At 57.8% G+C, this 15802-nt stretch carries 16 protein-coding genes; 6 read left to right on the top strand and 10 right to left on the bottom strand.

What is annotated here, in order from left to right:
* Positions 1–40: 40 nt before the first annotated feature.
* Genes CFB04_RS01890 through CFB04_RS01880 form a run of 3 tightly spaced genes read right to left on the bottom strand, consistent with a single transcriptional unit; the run spans position 41 to position 3525 of the window.
* Positions 41–787: a diacylglycerol kinase gene (locus tag CFB04_RS01890; protein ID WP_088533694.1), complete on the bottom strand. Its 747-nt coding sequence runs from the start codon at positions 785–787 to the stop codon at positions 41–43.
* A gap of 4 nt (positions 788–791) precedes the next feature.
* Positions 792–1157 carry an rRNA maturation RNase YbeY gene (ybeY, locus tag CFB04_RS01885; RefSeq protein WP_231934334.1) on the bottom strand — a complete coding sequence of 122 codons (366 nt, stop codon included), beginning with the start codon at positions 1155–1157 and terminating at the stop codon, positions 792–794.
* Positions 1141–3525, bottom strand: coding sequence for an HD family phosphohydrolase (locus CFB04_RS01880; RefSeq protein ID WP_088533692.1), 2385 nt, complete (start codon positions 3523–3525; stop codon positions 1141–1143). Before CFB04_RS01880 ends, ybeY begins: the two co-directional genes overlap by 17 nt.
* Positions 3526–3709: 184 nt before the next feature.
* Here CFB04_RS01880 and eno point away from each other — a divergent pair, with 184 nt between their 5' ends.
* Together eno and CFB04_RS01870 are read left to right on the top strand one after the other, a co-directional pair.
* Positions 3710–4999 (top strand): phosphopyruvate hydratase, encoded by a 1290-nt coding sequence (eno, locus tag CFB04_RS01875; protein ID WP_088533691.1) that lies wholly within the window; start codon positions 3710–3712, stop codon positions 4997–4999.
* Between the two features lie 120 nt (positions 5000–5119).
* Positions 5120–6550 carry a nicotinate phosphoribosyltransferase gene (locus tag CFB04_RS01870; protein WP_088533690.1) on the top strand — a complete coding sequence of 477 codons (1431 nt, stop codon included), beginning with the start codon at positions 5120–5122 and terminating at the stop codon, positions 6548–6550.
* A gap of 1 nt (position 6551) precedes the next feature.
* On the opposite strand, the gene CFB04_RS01865 is transcribed toward CFB04_RS01870, so the two are convergent.
* A complete protein-coding gene (locus CFB04_RS01865) occupies positions 6552–7235 on the bottom strand; it encodes a 4Fe-4S binding protein (RefSeq protein ID WP_231934319.1) in 684 nt (227 codons plus the stop codon).
* A gap of 139 nt (positions 7236–7374) precedes the next feature.
* Between CFB04_RS01865 and CFB04_RS01860 the strand changes: the two genes are divergently transcribed.
* Both CFB04_RS01860 and CFB04_RS01855 read left to right on the top strand, forming a co-directional pair.
* Complete coding sequence (locus tag CFB04_RS01860; protein ID WP_088533689.1) at positions 7375–7977, top strand: isochorismatase family protein; 603 nt, start codon at positions 7375–7377, stop codon at positions 7975–7977.
* Positions 7978–8101: 124 nt separating this feature from the next.
* Entirely contained in the window at positions 8102–9166 is a 1065-nt protein-coding gene (locus CFB04_RS01855) for a 3-deoxy-7-phosphoheptulonate synthase (RefSeq protein WP_088533688.1), read from the top strand.
* A gap of 75 nt (positions 9167–9241) precedes the next feature.
* Here the strand turns inward: CFB04_RS01855 and CFB04_RS01850 are convergent, their stop codons facing one another.
* Together CFB04_RS01850 and serA are read right to left on the bottom strand one after the other, a co-directional pair.
* Complete coding sequence (locus CFB04_RS01850; protein ID WP_088533687.1) at positions 9242–10630, bottom strand: hypothetical protein; 1389 nt, start codon at positions 10628–10630, stop codon at positions 9242–9244.
* A gap of 70 nt (positions 10631–10700) precedes the next feature.
* On the bottom strand, positions 10701–12329 hold the full coding sequence (gene serA / locus CFB04_RS01845) for a phosphoglycerate dehydrogenase (protein WP_088533686.1): 1629 nt from the start codon (positions 12327–12329) through the stop codon (positions 10701–10703).
* A gap of 120 nt (positions 12330–12449) precedes the next feature.
* Between serA and CFB04_RS01840 the strand changes: the two genes are divergently transcribed.
* Together CFB04_RS01840 and CFB04_RS01835 are read left to right on the top strand one after the other, a co-directional pair.
* Positions 12450–12920 (top strand): tRNA (cytidine(34)-2'-O)-methyltransferase, encoded by a 471-nt coding sequence (locus CFB04_RS01840; RefSeq protein WP_088533685.1) that lies wholly within the window; start codon positions 12450–12452, stop codon positions 12918–12920.
* Complete coding sequence (locus tag CFB04_RS01835; protein WP_088533684.1) at positions 12920–13300, top strand: HsmA family protein; 381 nt, start codon at positions 12920–12922, stop codon at positions 13298–13300. The genes CFB04_RS01840 and CFB04_RS01835 overlap by 1 nt, the downstream gene beginning before the upstream one ends.
* Positions 13301–13401: 101 nt before the next feature.
* On the opposite strand, the gene CFB04_RS01830 is transcribed toward CFB04_RS01835, so the two are convergent.
* The 4 genes from CFB04_RS01830 to CFB04_RS01815 are packed head-to-tail and all read right to left on the bottom strand — an operon-like array spanning position 13402 to position 15742.
* Positions 13402–14376 (bottom strand): Tim44 domain-containing protein, encoded by a 975-nt coding sequence (locus CFB04_RS01830; protein ID WP_088533683.1) that lies wholly within the window; start codon positions 14374–14376, stop codon positions 13402–13404.
* Positions 14377–14379: 3 nt separating this feature from the next.
* Entirely contained in the window at positions 14380–14676 is a 297-nt protein-coding gene (locus CFB04_RS01825) for a PLD nuclease N-terminal domain-containing protein (RefSeq protein WP_231934317.1), read from the bottom strand.
* Positions 14673–15455, bottom strand: a complete 783-nt coding sequence (locus tag CFB04_RS01820; RefSeq protein WP_088533682.1) for an HD domain-containing protein — start codon at positions 15453–15455, stop codon at positions 14673–14675. The genes CFB04_RS01825 and CFB04_RS01820 overlap by 4 nt, the downstream gene beginning before the upstream one ends.
* Before the next feature lie 20 nt (positions 15456–15475).
* Positions 15476–15742 (bottom strand): hypothetical protein, encoded by a 267-nt coding sequence (locus CFB04_RS01815; protein ID WP_088533681.1) that lies wholly within the window; start codon positions 15740–15742, stop codon positions 15476–15478.
* Between the last annotated feature and the right edge of the window lie 60 nt (positions 15743–15802).

The raw sequence follows: 15802 nt of genomic DNA, 5'->3' as shown, positions 1-15802 counted from the left end.
CACCTCCTGTGGTGTAGTTGACAATAGATGTGCCTGCAAATTACGCCATGGTCCTGAACAGGAACATCACGAGCAGAGTGATCAGCGTCCCCGTTACCGCCCCCAGGACAACCTCCCGCACCGAATGTATGTTCAGCAGCAACCGGGAATGGCTCACCATGGCTGCCAGCGCCGTAGTCAGGATGGAAATTAGGGGCTCCTGGGTGGCGACCGAAACCAGCGTCGCAATCGAAAAGGCGACAGCCGCGTGCCCGCTCGGCATCCCCCCTTCAAGAGGTGTCCCCCGGTGCGACAGGGCCTTGAGTATGACCACTACGATCACCACCATTAGGAGCGACACCAGCGCGCCCATCTCCGTGGGGGTACCTATCATGCCGAGCCCCTCCTTGTACAGCGGAAAAATATACTTGGACAGGATCAGATACCCCATCACTCCTGCACCGACGGCGGCCACCAGAACACTGCCTGCGGCGACATCCTTGGCGGTCTTTGCAAGGGGGTGATAGTCGGGAGAGATCATGTCCACCACAACCTCGATGGCCGTGTTCATAAGCTCGGCAAAGAGTACGAAGCAGACTGTCAGTACCAGAAGGGTAAACTCGACCGCGGTTACCTTCAGGAAAAGCACCGCCAACAGCACAACCAGAGCGAACACGAAGTGGTTCCGCATATGCTTCTGGGTTCTGGCAGTGTAAATGATGCCCTCGATGGCACAGTTCGCGGAATCGATGAAACGCGTCGGCTTCAACGGCGGGCCACTGCGGCTGTTGTCCGAGGGTTTCTCCATCGGCCTAAGCCAGTCCTTCACGCTTCAGCAGCTCGAACAGTTCACGTTCCTTCGCCTCCATCCGCTCAGCCTCCACAGGCCCGCTCCGCTCATGATCAAACCCGGTCAGGTGAAGTATCCCGTGAAGCAGCAGAAAGACTAGCCTGGCATGAAGGGTCATCTCCCCCTCATCCGCTTCCCGACGGGCGGTGTCGACGGAAACGACGACGTCTCCGAGTGCCTGCGGGTTCACCCCCGCGAATTCTCCCTCCTGGAGGGAAAAGGAGATGACGTTGGTCGGCTTGTCCCGTTGCAGGTACTCCCGGTTCAGGCGGCGTATGGTACGGTCGCCCACAAAGGAAACCGATAGGTCGCTATCGGGATATCCCAAGGCGCCTAAGATCTTCTCCGCTGCCCTTCTTAGCCTCTTCGTCTCGATCGAGTGGCGTCTTTGGCGATTGTCCAGGGCTATCATCGGCAGTCTTCCTTCCCCCGTTCCCTTTCTCCTTGTAGGCAGGCTCCGGATATTCGATCCGGTGATGGTACACACCTGTGAGAATCCGGATAAAGCTTTTTGCGATTTCGTGAATGTTCTTCAGGGTCAGCTCACACTCGTCAAGCTGGCCGTCGATGAATATGTTGTTGATGATCTTCTGCACCAGCCCCTGGATTCGTGCAGGAGTAGGATCGGCCAGCGTCCGTGATGCAGCTTCCACGCAGTCCGCCAGCAGCACTAGTCCCGCTTCCCTTGTCTGCGGCTTGGGTCCCGGGTATCGGAAGTCGCGTTCGTCGATTGTAGTGTCGGGGCCGGCAAGGTTGCGGGCCTTCTGGTAAAAATAGCTGATGAGCTGGGTCCCGTGGGACTGCCGGATAATGTCGATGATGGGCAAACCAAGCTTGTGCTCCCGGGCCAGCTCCACTCCCTCCTTCACGTGGGAGATCAGGATCAGTGCACTCATGCTTGGCGACAGCTTGTCGTGGCGGTTCTCTCCTCCCGAAACATTCTCGATGAAATAGAGAGGTTTGCTGACCTTGCCGACATCGTGGTAGTAAGCGGCTACCCTGGCGAGAAGGGGATTGGCGTGAATGGCTTCGGCAGCAGCCTCCACCATGTTCCCTACCATCACGCTGTGGTGGTAGGTGCCTGGCGCCCTTACCATGAGTTCTCGCAGAATGCGGCTGTTCAGGTTGGCCAGTTCGAGCAGTTTGATGTCCGTAGTGTAGTGGAGCAGATTTTCTATGAGCGGAATCGTTCCGGTTACGAGAACTGCGTTAAAGAAGCCGCCTATGAAGGCGAAAACGATGCAGAACAAGGTTTCGGTGGTGAGAAGGGCGCCGTTGTGAAGCTGGAACGAGAGAACCAGCGCCATGTTGACGACGCTGACCTTGAGACCCGCGGTGTAGATCGTTCCCCGGTCCTTGCACTGGCGAACTCCGTGCGCTCCTACCACTCCCCCCATCAATGCGTAGACGACCACCAGAAGGCTGCTGTCGAACATGAAGCCTAGAAGAGGTGCGGTGATGGCGCAATAGACGAGGGCGACCTCCGAGTTGAGCACTATCCGCACAAGCATGCTGCTCACCGCGAAGGGGAAGAGGTAGTAGTAATCCGATGTCCCGGCGAAGGGGAATACCCCCCCCAGAGCAGTGGAAATTACCAGGCCGATCTTCAACATCAGGAAGTGGAATACGGTGGCCAGCGACAAGAGCAGGATGTCCTTGTTCGTCGGCTGGAACTTGCGGATGTTCTTCCGCGCGAACCGGTAGGGGAAATAGAAGAGGACCAGCAGGAGGCCGAAGATTCCGGCGCCCATGAAGACGCTGTTAACGCCGTGGCGGGAATCGAATATCTTTTGAAGTTTGAGAGCCTGGGCTTCGGTGATCCTGTCACCGACCCTGACGATCATTTCTCCCCGTTTGACCTGAAAAAGCACCGGCCCTACCGCTGCCGCAGCGGCTCTGCGCCTGTGCTCCGTGGCCTCGTGATCGAATGTCAGGTTGGGCTGAAGCGCGCGGGCCAACAGCTCCCTGATCGTCTGGATATCCGCAGAATCTTCCCCTCCGGCGGGGCGCGCCGCTCCGATCATCTTTCGTGCATCGGAAAGATCGATTGCCGACGCCGGTTGATCTCCGGCTCCGGCAATTTCTCCGGTGCCTCCATCGAGAACGAGAATACCGTGGGCGCTATCCAGCGAGAACCGCCGTTTCTCCGTAACCACGTTCCGGGTGTAAACCTGCCCGGCCAGCCTACCGACTTCTGAAAGCACCTTCTCCGGCCGCACCCGTGCAAGGGCCGCAACATCGCGAGGAGAAACATTGACACCCAGCACCTCGTGCACAGCATCAACGGCCCCGCCACCACCTATGTTTTTCCCTTCTCTGGCGATTACGAGCGCCTTCTCAAAGCTGCGCAGAAGCTCCTGCGCCATATCTTCGTTAAGGTTATAGACGTTTGGAGTCCCCATTTCCGCCTCTGCCCTTTTTTTCTGGGTGAGCGGGCGGTCTTCCAGAAGGTAATCCTGGGTCGCGCGGACATCGGAGGTAGCTATATCCCCGGCCTTGAAGCTGGTAGTCATTAGCTGCTGACGGGGGATTATGAGGAAAGTAAGGATAAGTGCAGTGAGGAGAAGGAGGATGATCCTGTTCCTGTGTGCATGCCGGGGGTCCGAGAGCCGTTCCATCAGCACCTCGCGAAAACGCCCGCCAAGGAGGAGAAGTGATCCGCCTGTTTTGTTAACGTTGCTGCCGCCGTCTGGCATAAGGTATGTGAATGTTCCGTGGTTGCTGTTCGAAGTGCGACCGAAAGAGCTACTATAGCCGTGTCATCCCGGGAATGTCAAATAGTAACATGAAGTACAAATTCCTTCACTTTTGCCCAAAGTGTGATATAAAAATTGTCTGTTTGGATTTATTACTTTTTTTTCATGCAAGGGGGCAATATCAATGAGTCAGATTACCGATGTCTACGCCCGGGAGATTCTCGATTCCCGAGGCAATCCGACCCTTGAGGTTGAGGTATTTCTTGAATCGGGAGTCATGGGGCGGGCTGCGGTTCCTTCCGGCGCTTCCACCGGGGAGCGTGAGGCGATGGAACTTCGGGACGGGGACAAGTCCAGATATCTGGGCAAAGGCGTCCGCAGGGCGGTCGACAACGTAAATGACATCATCGCCGATGAAATCTGCGGCTTCGAAGCGAGCGACCAGGTCGGGATAGACCAGAAGATGCTCGATCTGGACGGCACCGAATACAAGAGCAAACTCGGCGCGAATGCGATTCTGGGTGTCTCGCTTGCAGTGGCGAAGGCCGCTGCCGAAGAAGTCGGCCTTCCTCTCTACCAGTACATCGGCGGCTGCAACGCAAAAGAGCTCCCTCTCCCCATGATGAACATCCTCAACGGAGGAGCCCACGCCGACAACAACGTTGACATCCAGGAATTCATGATAATGCCGGCCGGTGCAAAGAGTTTCTCGGAGGCCCTGCGGGTGGGTGCCGAGATATTCCACGCGCTGAAGGCCGTTCTCAAGGGGAAAGGCTACAATACTGCCGTCGGCGACGAAGGGGGCTTCGCTCCGAACCTTAAGTCCAATGAAGAAGCTCTCGAAGTGATCGTGGAAGCAATCGGCAAGGCCGGCTACAAGGCGGGAGAAGATGTGCTTCTCGCCCTCGACGTTGCATCTTCGGAACTTTGGAAGGACGGGAAGTACCTCCTAGAGAACGAGGCCCAGCCGGAAAAGACTCCGGCGCAGATGGTCGACTTCTATGAAAACCTGGTGAACAAGTATCCGATCGTTTCCATCGAGGACGGCATGGCGGAAAATGACTGGGAAGGATGGAAGCTCCTGACCGAACGGCTCGGAAAGCGGGTTCAGCTCGTCGGCGACGACCTCTTCGTCACCAACCCGAAGATCCTGAAGGAAGGAATCCGGAAAGGAATCGGAAACTCGATCCTCATAAAGCTTAACCAGATCGGCACACTCACCGAAACTCTCGATGCCATCGAAATGGCGAAGCGCGCCGGCTACACCACCGTAATATCTCACCGCTCGGGGGAAACGGAAGATACGACCCTGGCGGACCTGGCCGTAGCGGTAAATTCCGGACAGATCAAGACCGGTTCCCTGTGCCGCACCGACCGCGTCGCAAAGTACAACCAGTTGCTCAGGATAGAGGACGAGCTCGACACCTCCGCCATCTTCCGTGGGCATGACGTCTTCTACAACATCAGGAAGTAACGACGAACAACGGAATGAGATAGCAAGGCAGGGGCGCCCCCCTGCCTTTTTTCATTGCAGACCGGCAAGTGCATAAGGAGCGGAAGGTGCTACAATTGAGGCACCCAGACGGAGCCTCCAATGCGCTACTCCCCCCTCATCACCGACCTGTACGAGCTGACCATGCTCGCCGGATATGTCTCAAAGGGGATGCATCAGACTCCCGCCGTCTTCGACCTCTTCTACCGCAAAAACCCCTTCCGTGGCGGGTACGCCGTCTTCGCCGGCCTCGATACAGCATTGTCCTATCTGGAAAACCTGCGCTTTGCAGAGGAAGAGCTGGCCTACCTCCAGAGGCTTGACATCTTCCTTCCCTCCTTCTTCGACTATCTCAGGGAATTCCGCTTTCGCGGCAAGGTGACCGCCGTACCTGAAGGTACCGTGGTCTTTGAACGGGAACCGCTCCTGACCGTCGAGGGGACGCTGTCGGAAGCGCAATTCGTGGAGACGGCGCTCCTCAACATCGTCAACTTCCAGACCCTCGTAGCCACCAAGGCCGCCCGCGTCTCTCACGCTGCGGGAACCGCCCGCGTAATCGAGTTCGGACTGCGCCGCGCCCACGGCCCCGACGGGGGCATCAGCGTCGCCCGTGCTGCATACGTGGGGGGAGTTCGCAGCACGAGCAATGTGATGGCCGGGATGCAGTTCGGCATTCCCGTCGCAGGAACCCACGCCCACAGCTGGATCATGTCCTTCCCCGACGAACTCTCGGCCTTCCGCGCCTATGCGGAGACTTTCCCTGACAAGTGCATTCTGCTGGTAGACACCTACGACACGCTCAAGAGCGGCGTCCCCAACGCGATCACCGTCGCGCGCGAACTTCGAAGCCGGGGGCACAATCTGTGGGGCATACGTCTCGACTCGGGGGATCTTGCCTGGCTCAGCAAGACCGCACGCCGGATGCTGGACGACGCGGGGTTCCCAGAGGTGCAGATCGTAGCTTCCAACGAGATCGATGAGTATGTAATCGAGTCGATCGTGAGGGAGGGGGGAAAGGTCGATACCTACGGCGTAGGGACGAAACTTGCGACATGTATGGGGGATGGAGGAGGCGCTCTGGGCGGAGTGTACAAACTGGTACGAATCGGCGATCAGCCCAGACTGAAGACTACGAGCGAGGCCGCCAAGGCGACCCTTCCCGACCGGAAGCGGCTCCTGCGTGCCGTCGCCCCTGACGGCTCCTTCATTCAGGATGTCATTACCCTGGAGGTAGAAATGGGCGGTCCGGGAGAGATGGTCTACAACCCCGTCAACGACGCGGAGTACACCTATATCCCGGCGGGCGCACGACTGGTCGATTTACGGAAGGTCGTCATGAGAGAGGGGATACGCGCGGAGGAGGCATCGGACGATCTGAACGAGATGGCCGAGCGGTGCAAGCGGGAGCTCCAACTTCTTCCCGAAGGGTGCCTGCGTTTCGCAAATCCACATATCTACAAGGTATCCATCAGCGGAAAACTAAACCAACTGCGGCGGGAACTCCTGGAAAAAGTCCGCAGGGGAACAAGCTGAATCAACTCCCCTCCTGCGGCCAGCTCAAGGCGCCGACCGGACAGGCAGCTGTGCAGGATGAGCACTTGAGGCAGTCCTTTTCGGACAAGGCGCCTGCGCCACTGTGGGCGGAAATGGAGAAGCCCATTGGACAGCTCTTCTCGCAGGCGGCACATCTGCGACAATGATCCGCGATCTGCAGCTGGTATTTCTTTCCGCCGAGCGCGGAAGCAATGGTTCCGACGGGGCAAAAGGAACACCAGGTGCGTGCCCGGTATATCGTTCCCAGTATTATGCCGAGAGCCGTGGTGACGGCACATGCAGTCCAGAAGACGAACCCCCAGTGCAATGGATCGTGGGGCTTCTGCGCGATCTGAAGTGCAAGAGCGGTCATGAGCAGCGCCATGAATAGCCAGCGGAACAGAGGCGATCGTAGCAACGGAGGTATCGGGCGTGACCCTCCCACGAAGCGGAAGGCGGTATCGTAAAAGCTACCCCTCGGACAGATGTTGCCGCAAACATATCGGCCCCGCAGCAAGCTCCCCAGTATCCCGGTGAGCATGGCTACGGGCACGACGAAACCGAAGACCGGATAGCGCCAGCCTGTGGCGATCACAAGAACCATCACGCCTGCAAGAAGCCAGCGGTGATTGTGCCGAACCGGCTGTGCCCATGGGTACTCGTATGACTGATCCTGACTTTTCACATGCTCCCCCGATAATTTTAGAGCAATATATATTTCGAATAATATATATGTCAAACAATTTATAGCCGTTGCGTCATGTTCGGATAGTGGCAATTGCCGGAGAATGCTCTACAATAGAATGCATAGAAGGAGTGCAGCCATGCCAAACGGTGCGGCATTACTGATCATCGATGTACAGAAGGATTTCTGTCCGGGGGGCGCGTTACCTGTGCCCGAAGGGGACAGGATCATACCGTTCCTGAACAGCTACATCCGGCTCTTCCGGAAATACGCGCTACCCATTTTCGCCACACGGGACTGGCACCCGCTCCACACGCTTCACTTCCGGGAGGATGGCGGAGTGTGGCCGCGGCACTGTGTGCAGGAATCCGACGGAGCGCGGTTTCATCCGGGGCTCGAACTGCCGCCGGAAGTAACGATCCTATCCAAGGGGATGAAGACCGGAGAGGATGGATATTCGGGTTTTCTTGCAGTAACCCCGAACGGTGAAACCTTCCAGGAGCTTGTCGAAAGCAGGGGAGTCGTCAGGCTCTATGTGGGAGGTCTCGCCACCGATTATTGCGTCCGTCAGACCGTGCTCGATGCATTGCACCGCGGCTACGCAGTGACCCTCCTGGAAGAGGCAATCCGGGGAATCGACGCCGTCTCAGGGGACTCGGCCCGGGCTGTGGCGGACATGCTCACCGCGGGGGCGGAAAGCACCACCATTGAAAAATTGTCGAGCAGCCTCAAAAATCAGTGATGGAAGGAGCTACCCTCCGATCCTTTCAAAATGAGCGGCAGGTGCCTGAAAGGCACGATTTTTTTGACAAACCGACCGAAACGCGCTAGATTGTGGCCCCTAAAACCGTTCAGGAAGGCAGGCCATGATCAGAACCAACAACCTAAAGATCACCAGCATCACCCCCATCATCGCCCCCACCGACCTGCGGCAGGTTTTCCCCCTATCCGACAGGGCAAGCGAATTCGTCAGCAGCAGCCGCGCCCAGATCACCGACATCCTCAAGGGTAAAGACCGCCGGCTCATGGTCGTTGTAGGCCCCTGCTCCATCCACGATGCAGAGGGAGCGCTGGATTACGCACGAAGACTGGCGAGACTCTCGGGTGAGCTCTCCGACCAGCTCCTCCTGATAATGCGTGTCTACTTCGAGAAACCGCGGACCACCATCGGCTGGAAGGGGCTCATCAACGACCCCGACATGAACGGTACTCATCTCATCTCCAAGGGGCTCGGCATAGCCCGAGGCCTGCTCTCCAAGATAACCTCGATGCAGCTTCCGGTAGCTACGGAGATGCTCGACCCGATCACCCCCGAATACCTGGCCGACCATCTCTCGTGGGGCGCCATCGGAGCCCGTACCACCGAGTCGCAGACACACCGGGAGATGGCTAGCGGCCTTTCCTTTCCCATCGGATTCAAGAACGGCACCGACGGAAACCTCCAGATCGCCATTGATGCAATGAAGGCGGCTCTGCACCCCCACAGCTTCCTCGGCATCAACCGGGAGGGACTCACATCCATTATCCGCACGACCGGCAACCCGGATGTACACATAGTCCTGCGGGGAGGCCACAAACCCAACTACCACCCGGAAGATATCGCCAAGACCGAGCAGATGCTTGAAAAGTCAGGGCTCTTCCCGACTATCATGGTTGACTGCAGCCATGGGAACTCCAGCAAGGATCATGAGCGGCAGCCGCTAGTACTCGAGGAGGTGGTTCGGCAGATCGAAGAGGGGAACCGCTCGATTTCGGGAGTGATGATAGAAAGCTATCTTGAAGGGGGTAATCAACCTATGGGGGAGGACACTTCCGCCCTGAGGTACGGAGTATCCATTACCGACAAGTGCCTGGACTGGGCCACCACCGAAAGGATTCTGAGAGAAGCCCATGCCCGCCTGAAGGCGTGCGGCGGGCGCCGTCTAGCCTGAGCTATCGTTTCAAATCTTGCAAAAAAAGCCCCTCCTGCCGGTGGGGCTTTTTCTTTACATCCTTTGAAGCCTTCTCTATCTCACTTGGAAAACCTGAAGCGGGTCCTCCGGGCGAACCTGGTAGAGCACAACGAAAACCGGCTCTCCCGCAGGAACCCCGGTTTGCTCAGGATCATCAATCCAGTATATCTCCGGGTTGGCGTAAAACGCCCGTAACGCCTGCTGAATGAACGCTCTTCCACCCGGACCGTTCACCACATGCACGTGACATTTCCCCGAAAGCGCCGGCACCACCCGCTTCATCTCCGCCACAAACTCCTTCATGTCGTTCCCGTACTTCATCCATAGCTCCCCGCGCACCTTCACCCGCTGGTAATGAAAAAATACGAAGATCACAAGAACAGCTGCGCAGAGAAGATACCACCAACGCTTGGGAAGAATCCCCCGGCCTCTCATCAGGATGGAGGCGAAGACGATGCTGGAGCCTATGGATGTGATGTAGAGATAACGGCTGACGGAGTTGACGATGACGCGAGGTTCGAACTGGCCGAGTCCGGTGAGGCTCTGGGGAAGGAAGGCCAGAAAGACCCAGAGGTAGCCGAAAAGGAGAAGCCGCCGGTCGCGGACAATGAGGAAACTGACCGGGATCAGAAGAACCGTCAGGTAGACCGGCAGCGAGTTGACCCTGATGAAGCCGTCCGGGTGAAGATAGAACGCTGTGCCACCCCCCAGGAACGAATAGAGGGGACGGAGCCGGAACAGCTTCTGTGGCTCCGCCTGGCCGTTCAGCAGGTAGTTGAAGACTAGCGCGTTTCCTGCCAGGTAAAGGAACACGACGGTGGAAAGAATGGTGAATCTTTTGGCGAGCCCTCGCCGGTCCCGCCAGCCGTCCAGGAAGAGGATGTCGACCATGGCGGCCACAAGGGGAAGAGAGGCAGCTTCTTCCTTGCTGAACATCGCTGCTGCAAAAAGAAGAAAGGCGGTTACGAATTTCCCGGTGGAACCGTCGCGGCGGCTCTCGACGTAGAGGATGAGGCTTCCCAGGTAGAAAAACAGGCTGATGAGCGAACTGTTGGTGGCCTTCCAGAAGATTGCGTCGGCTCCGACACTTCCCGCGACGAAGAATGCTGCCGCCAGAAAGGCAGTTTGCCGGTCCCGTATGAGACGCAGAAGGAGTACGTAAAGCAGAATGGCGTTGGCTGTGAAGAGGATGAGTGCGAAGAGGTTGTAACCGAGGGGGTCGAAGCCCGAAAGCGCAAAGAGCGGCCACCATGACGCATTGCTCAAGAGCCTGAGAGATCCGTAGCCGATGAGGACATCGGCCCGCGTCCGGTACATGTTCTCCAGGTACTTGAAGTCGTCGAAGGTAAAAAAGTTGTCGAGAAACCGCCCGTAATAGAGAAGCGCTATGGCGACGGCGAAAAGAGGAAAGATATGGAAGCTGCGACGACCTGCCAGGGACACCGTTCCTCCCGTGATAACAGTCCCCCCGCAGCCTTCCGGTCTGCGGGGGGGGAAATGCATTGTTTTCAGTTTACACGCCGCAGCCGCAGCCGCGGTTGCAGGTGCCGATCCGCATGTGGATCGCACGGATGAAGCTTGCCGAAATGGAGTCTCGAACCTCTTCCACCACCTCCGGCGGCACCGCCGAGTCGAGAGACAGGATGACCATCGCCTCTCCCTTCTTCTCGCGTCGACCAAGACTCATGGAGGCGATATTTATTCCGTGCGTCCCCATGATGGTGCCGATCTTGCCGATCATGCCGGGCCGGTCTTCATAGTTGAGGAGCAGCATGTGCTCGTCGAGAGCGAATTCTATCGAATAGTCGCGCAGCCTTACGATCCGCGGCGCTCCCTCGAAGAGGGTCCCGGAAATCAGCCGGCGCTTCCCCCCCTCACCCTCGATGGCGAGGGTGACCAGATTGGAAAAAGCGTCCACCTGTGTCGATTTCGTCTCTTCGATGACGATCCCCATGTTCTCAGCGATTAGGGTGGCGTTCACCATGTTGACGTCCTGCTCAACCCGGCGGTTGAGGAGAGCGGCTATCCCACACACCGTAAGGGGGGTGCAGTCGTAGTGGGCGATGGTACCCGAATAGCCGAAGGTGACCTTGGCAGGGTTCGTGTCCAGGAGCTGAATGCCGAAATCGCACATGGCGCTCATCAGATTGAGGAAAGGGCGCATCTGGTCCATGAGCGCCAGGTCGAAGCGGGGAATGTTGACCGCATTTTCCAGGGGCTGGTCGTCCAGATAGTTGAGGATCTCCCTGGAGACATCCACCGCCACATTTACCTGTGCCTCGAAGGTGTTGGCACCCAGGTGCGGGGTGACTACGACCTTGTCGTGGGCGATGAGCCGCTTGACTGCTTCGGATTTAGGTGGCTCTTCACTGAATACGTCAATGGCGGCACCGGCCACCTTCCCTTTTTCGAGGAAGGAAAGAAGAGCCTCCTCGTTGAGTATGCCCCCCCTGGCAACATTGAGGACGATCACCCCCTGCTTCATCATCCCCAGCTCACGCTCCCCGATCATGTTTTTCGTCTCGTCATTGAGGGGAGTATGAACCGTGACTATGTCGCACTGCTTGTAGATTTCATCGTGGGAAACCAGCTTGACGCCAAGATCGTGAGCGCGTTTGACCGAAATATAAGGATCGCAGGCAAGCACTTCGCACTCGAACGCCTTGAGGCGCGTGGCAACCCGTCCCCCTACCTTGCCGAGGCCGATGACTCCCGCCACCTTCCCCTTCAGTTCATACCCAGTGAAGGGGGCCCTCTTCCAGTCCCCTCCTTTCAGGCTCGCGTTCGCTTTGGGGACGTTGCGGCAGAAGGAGAGAAGGAGGGAGAGCGTGTGCTCTGCCGCGCTGTTGGTGTTGCCGAAGGGTGCATTGACGACGATGACCCCTTTCGTGCTCGCATAATCGACATCCACATTGTCTATGCCGACCCCTGCACGGGCAACCATCTTCAGCTTCTTTCCCGCATCGAGAACATCACGGTCGACCGTGGTGCCGCTCCGGGTTATGATCACCTCGTACTCACCGATGACGTCGAGCAGCTGCTCCTTGCTCAGGCCGAGTCGGACGTCCATTTTAATGCGGGGGTCCTGTGACAGCAGCGCCAGACCTTCGCTGGCAACCTCGTCGGTAACGATTACCTTCATTGCGGCTCCTCTGGATTGGGATTGTGTGGCTACGGAAGAAAAGCTGAATAATAGCCCCCACCGCTAAAAATTTCAAGACCGGCGGCAGCACTTCATGGTATACATTACCGCCGCGAGCCTATGGAACCTGCCATACCCTTCAACATCGTCCTCATCGAACCGGAGATCCCTCCCAATACGGGAAACATCGCCCGCCTCTGCGGTGCGACCCGCACGGTGCTGCATCTCGTGGGGAAGCTCGGCTTCTCCACCGACGACCGTTCCCTGAAACGGGCCGGGCTCGACTACTGGAGCGAGATCGATGTCCGCTATTGGCAGGACCTTGACGAGCTCAAGGCTGCACATCCCGGCGGGCGCTTCGTCTATACGAGCAAAAAAGGGGAAACCAGCTACGTCTCCTTTTCCTTCCGGGAGGGGGATTTCCTTGTCTTCGGCAAGGAGACCCAGGGGCTGCCGGAGGAGCTTCTCGAAAACAACCGTGACAGCACGATCCGGATTCCGATCTTCGGAAAGGTCCGCAGCCTCAATCTGTCTACCGCTGCAGGAATCGTTCTCTACGAAGCCTTGCGCCAGACGGGGAGGCTCAGCTGATGCTCCTTCGAGCCATCCTCTTCATGAGCCTCGCCCTCCTCTTCTATACCTATGCCGTGTTCAGCGGCCGAAAAGAAGGGCTGCACCGAAAACATCTTCTGGTCTTCGGGCTCGGCCTGCTTTGCGACTACCTGGGCACACTGCAGATGAACCGCTACGCACTAGCATTCGGTAAAGCGCCGCAGATGCACCATGTCACCGGCATTCTTTCCCTCGGCGGGATGGCCTTCCACTTTCTACTGGCCACTTTCGCCAGCCTGCTCCGCCGAGCCGAGCCGATAAACAGGACCTTCCACAAAGTCAGCCTCACGATCTACACTCTCTGGGTCATCGCCTTCGCCAGCGGTGCCTTCTACGGGATGCGGCACATGGCCAGATAGTCAAAGCTGCCGAAACGAAAAGGCCGGAGGCCGCCTGAAAACCTCCGGCCGGGCTGCAGAACCGGCTTATCCTTTAGTCCCGAGAAAACCTGAAGTCGAAGTTATTTCTGGTCAATTGCCGACAGCCTCCACTGATTGTTCCCGACCGGGCGTGCGAAGGTCCAGTACTCTTCGAATTTGACCGGCTCGATGTTGCTTCCGGCAACTACCGCGCCGCTCTGATCGTCAACGGTATAGTCGAGGAGGTTGGCGTAGATCAGGGCCGTAACGAAATCCTGCCCCCCCTCCTGCCATGCCTCCGAAATATCGACGCTCCGCACGGCAATGTTCTCGAGCCGGTTGATCCGCTTCTCCCGCAGAAGCCGGTCCACGTCCTCCTGCAGGATATGCTGCATCTCTTCGGTCAGAAGCGGCAACACACCCGACAGATTCCGGTTCATCCAGGCACCCTGAATCTTGAAGAACACATCCATTACCATATCCTTGAAACGCCCTTCGTCGAAGTTCGGGTCCATCTGCCGGATGTGGGAGATACCCGCCTGGACGTCGGCCTCGCCTGGAGAAGCTTGCCATGCCGGAGCCATGGACGCCTGCTCACGGTAATCGGGCCGCTCGTAAGATGGTACATTCTGCGTTCCCGGGCCGTAACCGGGGGCGGAGGCCGCGGCTCTGCGTTTCGCCACCATCCGGTAGATCAGATATCCGATGCCGGCGATGAGTATGATCTCGAAGAGGCCGATGCCGCTTCCGCCGAGTCCTCCCATCCCGCCGAACCCGAGGCTGCGGAAGAGCATTCCTCCAAGCACCCCGCCCACGATTCCCCCCGCCATGCTCCGGAGAAAACCGCCGGAACCGGTCTGGCGCTGAACCGGCGCTGAACCGGGGAAAGCATCTCTCGACGGCGCCGGGGCCGGGCGCGAATAGGAACGGTTTGGGGGAGAGTAGCTGCGGGATCCTCGGCTCCCCGAAGACCTCCCACCGCCGGCCCGGGCGTCGGCGCTCCTGTCAGGAAGGGCGGCGGCTAGCAACAGGAGGGTCACTGCGGCAACGAATAACTTCATCGCATTGTTCTTCATACTCTATCTCTCCTCTTCCTTATTATCCTCGCCATGCCCGGAAAACGGAGCATGAACGTCACTGGAAACCTTCTGTTCCCGGCCTATGAACCAGTAAAGCAATACCCCAAGCAGAGGGAGACTGATCACGACGAGGAGCCAGATCAGCTTGTTGTTCCCACTGAATTCATGGCGCAGAATATCCACCAGCGCCCAAAGCCATACCACGAACCCGGCGGCGAAAATGAGCCAGAAGACGAACATCATCGCAATTCCGACTGCACCTATGATCTCGAACCCGTGCATTTCGCCTCCCGTCACGCAACCCGCTCCTTCAGATGCTTCCGCAGCACCTCCACTACCTCCCGGATAGCCTCATCATCGGGAAGGGTTTCGGCAAGGTGGCTGATGTACTCCCGCTCCTCCACCATCCGGAGGGACGCCTTGCAGTTGAGGTCGAAAATCCAGGACATCTGGAGCAGTTTGAAATCGTTGACGACTTTCACCCTGGACAAGCTAATCATCTCACCACGGTGAAGATATGCAAGCAGATCGCTCGTGTAGGTGGTCGTAAGGGGGAGGCCGAGGAAAGCGGCGGAAGCCTGCTCGGCAACGGGAAGCCTGAACTGCTCGATGAAGACCCGCCAGATGTCCAGCTTGTCTGCATCCCTGATCAGCTCGAGAAAGGGCTTCACATCGGAGGCCACATCACGCGGAATCGAAAAGAGGTTGTGCAGCCGGACCGACTCAATGATGATCCGCCGCTCCGGCTCTTCCAGCATTTCGAGCACGCGGGTCTCCTGAAGAATCCGGGCGCCCAGCAGAGCGTGGTTCTCCGAGTCGCTGTCACGATACGTACGATAGCGCCGGTACTGCTCGAACCTGCCCACATCGTGAAACAGAGCAACCGTCTCGGCTACGAGGAGAGATTTTCCGGCTACCCTCTCCTCTCCGGCGATACGGACCATGTCCGCACAGACGTTGCGGGTATGGATTTCCTTCAGAGCAATATTCCGCTGGTCTTCCGTGGAGGAGAACCGGAATCCGGAGCAGTAATCGGAAAACCAGCTTTTGAGCCGGTCGAGAGTTTCTTTATCCATAGGCGTTCCCCCGGCGGCTTTTACCGGGGACGATCTTTCCTCACAAAACGCATCACAAGGCCATACAGCTTGTGCAGAAGGCTGAACTGGAAAATTGCTGCAAAGTAGATGAGGGCGATGTTCACGAACTGAGTCCACACAGGGTCGTACTTGACCGGCACTCCAGGCTCGATGCGCTGGAGGTGTATCCGGTAGAGGTACCAGAGACTTAAGGCGGTTCCTACGGCGATCCCGGTGTATATGAAGTATTTCCTGGCACCGGCGGTGCTGTTCTTTGCGTCTTTCATTTCACACTTCCGATTTACACTCTTGCACGACTGAATCAATTGGGGCGAATACTCCCCGGG

It is taken from the genome of Geobacter sp. DSM 9736 (assembly GCF_900187405.1).
Classification (GTDB): domain Bacteria; phylum Desulfobacterota; class Desulfuromonadia; order Geobacterales; family Geobacteraceae; genus DSM-9736.
Note: the sequence above shows the minus strand (reverse complement) of the source record. Positions and strands in the feature narration are given on the sequence as shown.

Coding starts and splice junctions, on each gene's coding strand:
- CFB04_RS01890 (WP_088533694.1), bottom strand. CDS start 787: ATGGAGAAACCCTCGGACAACAGCCGCAGTGGCCCGCCGTTGAAGCCG.
- CFB04_RS01880 (WP_088533692.1), bottom strand. CDS start 3,525: ATGCCAGACGGCGGCAGCAACGTTAACAAAACAGGCGGATCACTTCTC.
- eno (WP_088533691.1), top strand. CDS start 3,710: ATGAGTCAGATTACCGATGTCTACGCCCGGGAGATTCTCGATTCCCGA.
- CFB04_RS01870 (WP_088533690.1), top strand. CDS start 5,120: ATGCGCTACTCCCCCCTCATCACCGACCTGTACGAGCTGACCATGCTC.
- CFB04_RS01860 (WP_088533689.1), top strand. CDS start 7,375: ATGCCAAACGGTGCGGCATTACTGATCATCGATGTACAGAAGGATTTC.
- CFB04_RS01855 (WP_088533688.1), top strand. CDS start 8,102: ATGATCAGAACCAACAACCTAAAGATCACCAGCATCACCCCCATCATC.
- serA (WP_088533686.1), bottom strand. CDS start 12,329: ATGAAGGTAATCGTTACCGACGAGGTTGCCAGCGAAGGTCTGGCGCTG.
- CFB04_RS01840 (WP_088533685.1), top strand. CDS start 12,450: ATGGAACCTGCCATACCCTTCAACATCGTCCTCATCGAACCGGAGATC.
- CFB04_RS01835 (WP_088533684.1), top strand. CDS start 12,920: ATGCTCCTTCGAGCCATCCTCTTCATGAGCCTCGCCCTCCTCTTCTAT.
- CFB04_RS01830 (WP_088533683.1), bottom strand. CDS start 14,376: ATGAAGAACAATGCGATGAAGTTATTCGTTGCCGCAGTGACCCTCCTG.
- CFB04_RS01820 (WP_088533682.1), bottom strand. CDS start 15,455: ATGGATAAAGAAACTCTCGACCGGCTCAAAAGCTGGTTTTCCGATTAC.
- CFB04_RS01815 (WP_088533681.1), bottom strand. CDS start 15,742: ATGAAAGACGCAAAGAACAGCACCGCCGGTGCCAGGAAATACTTCATA.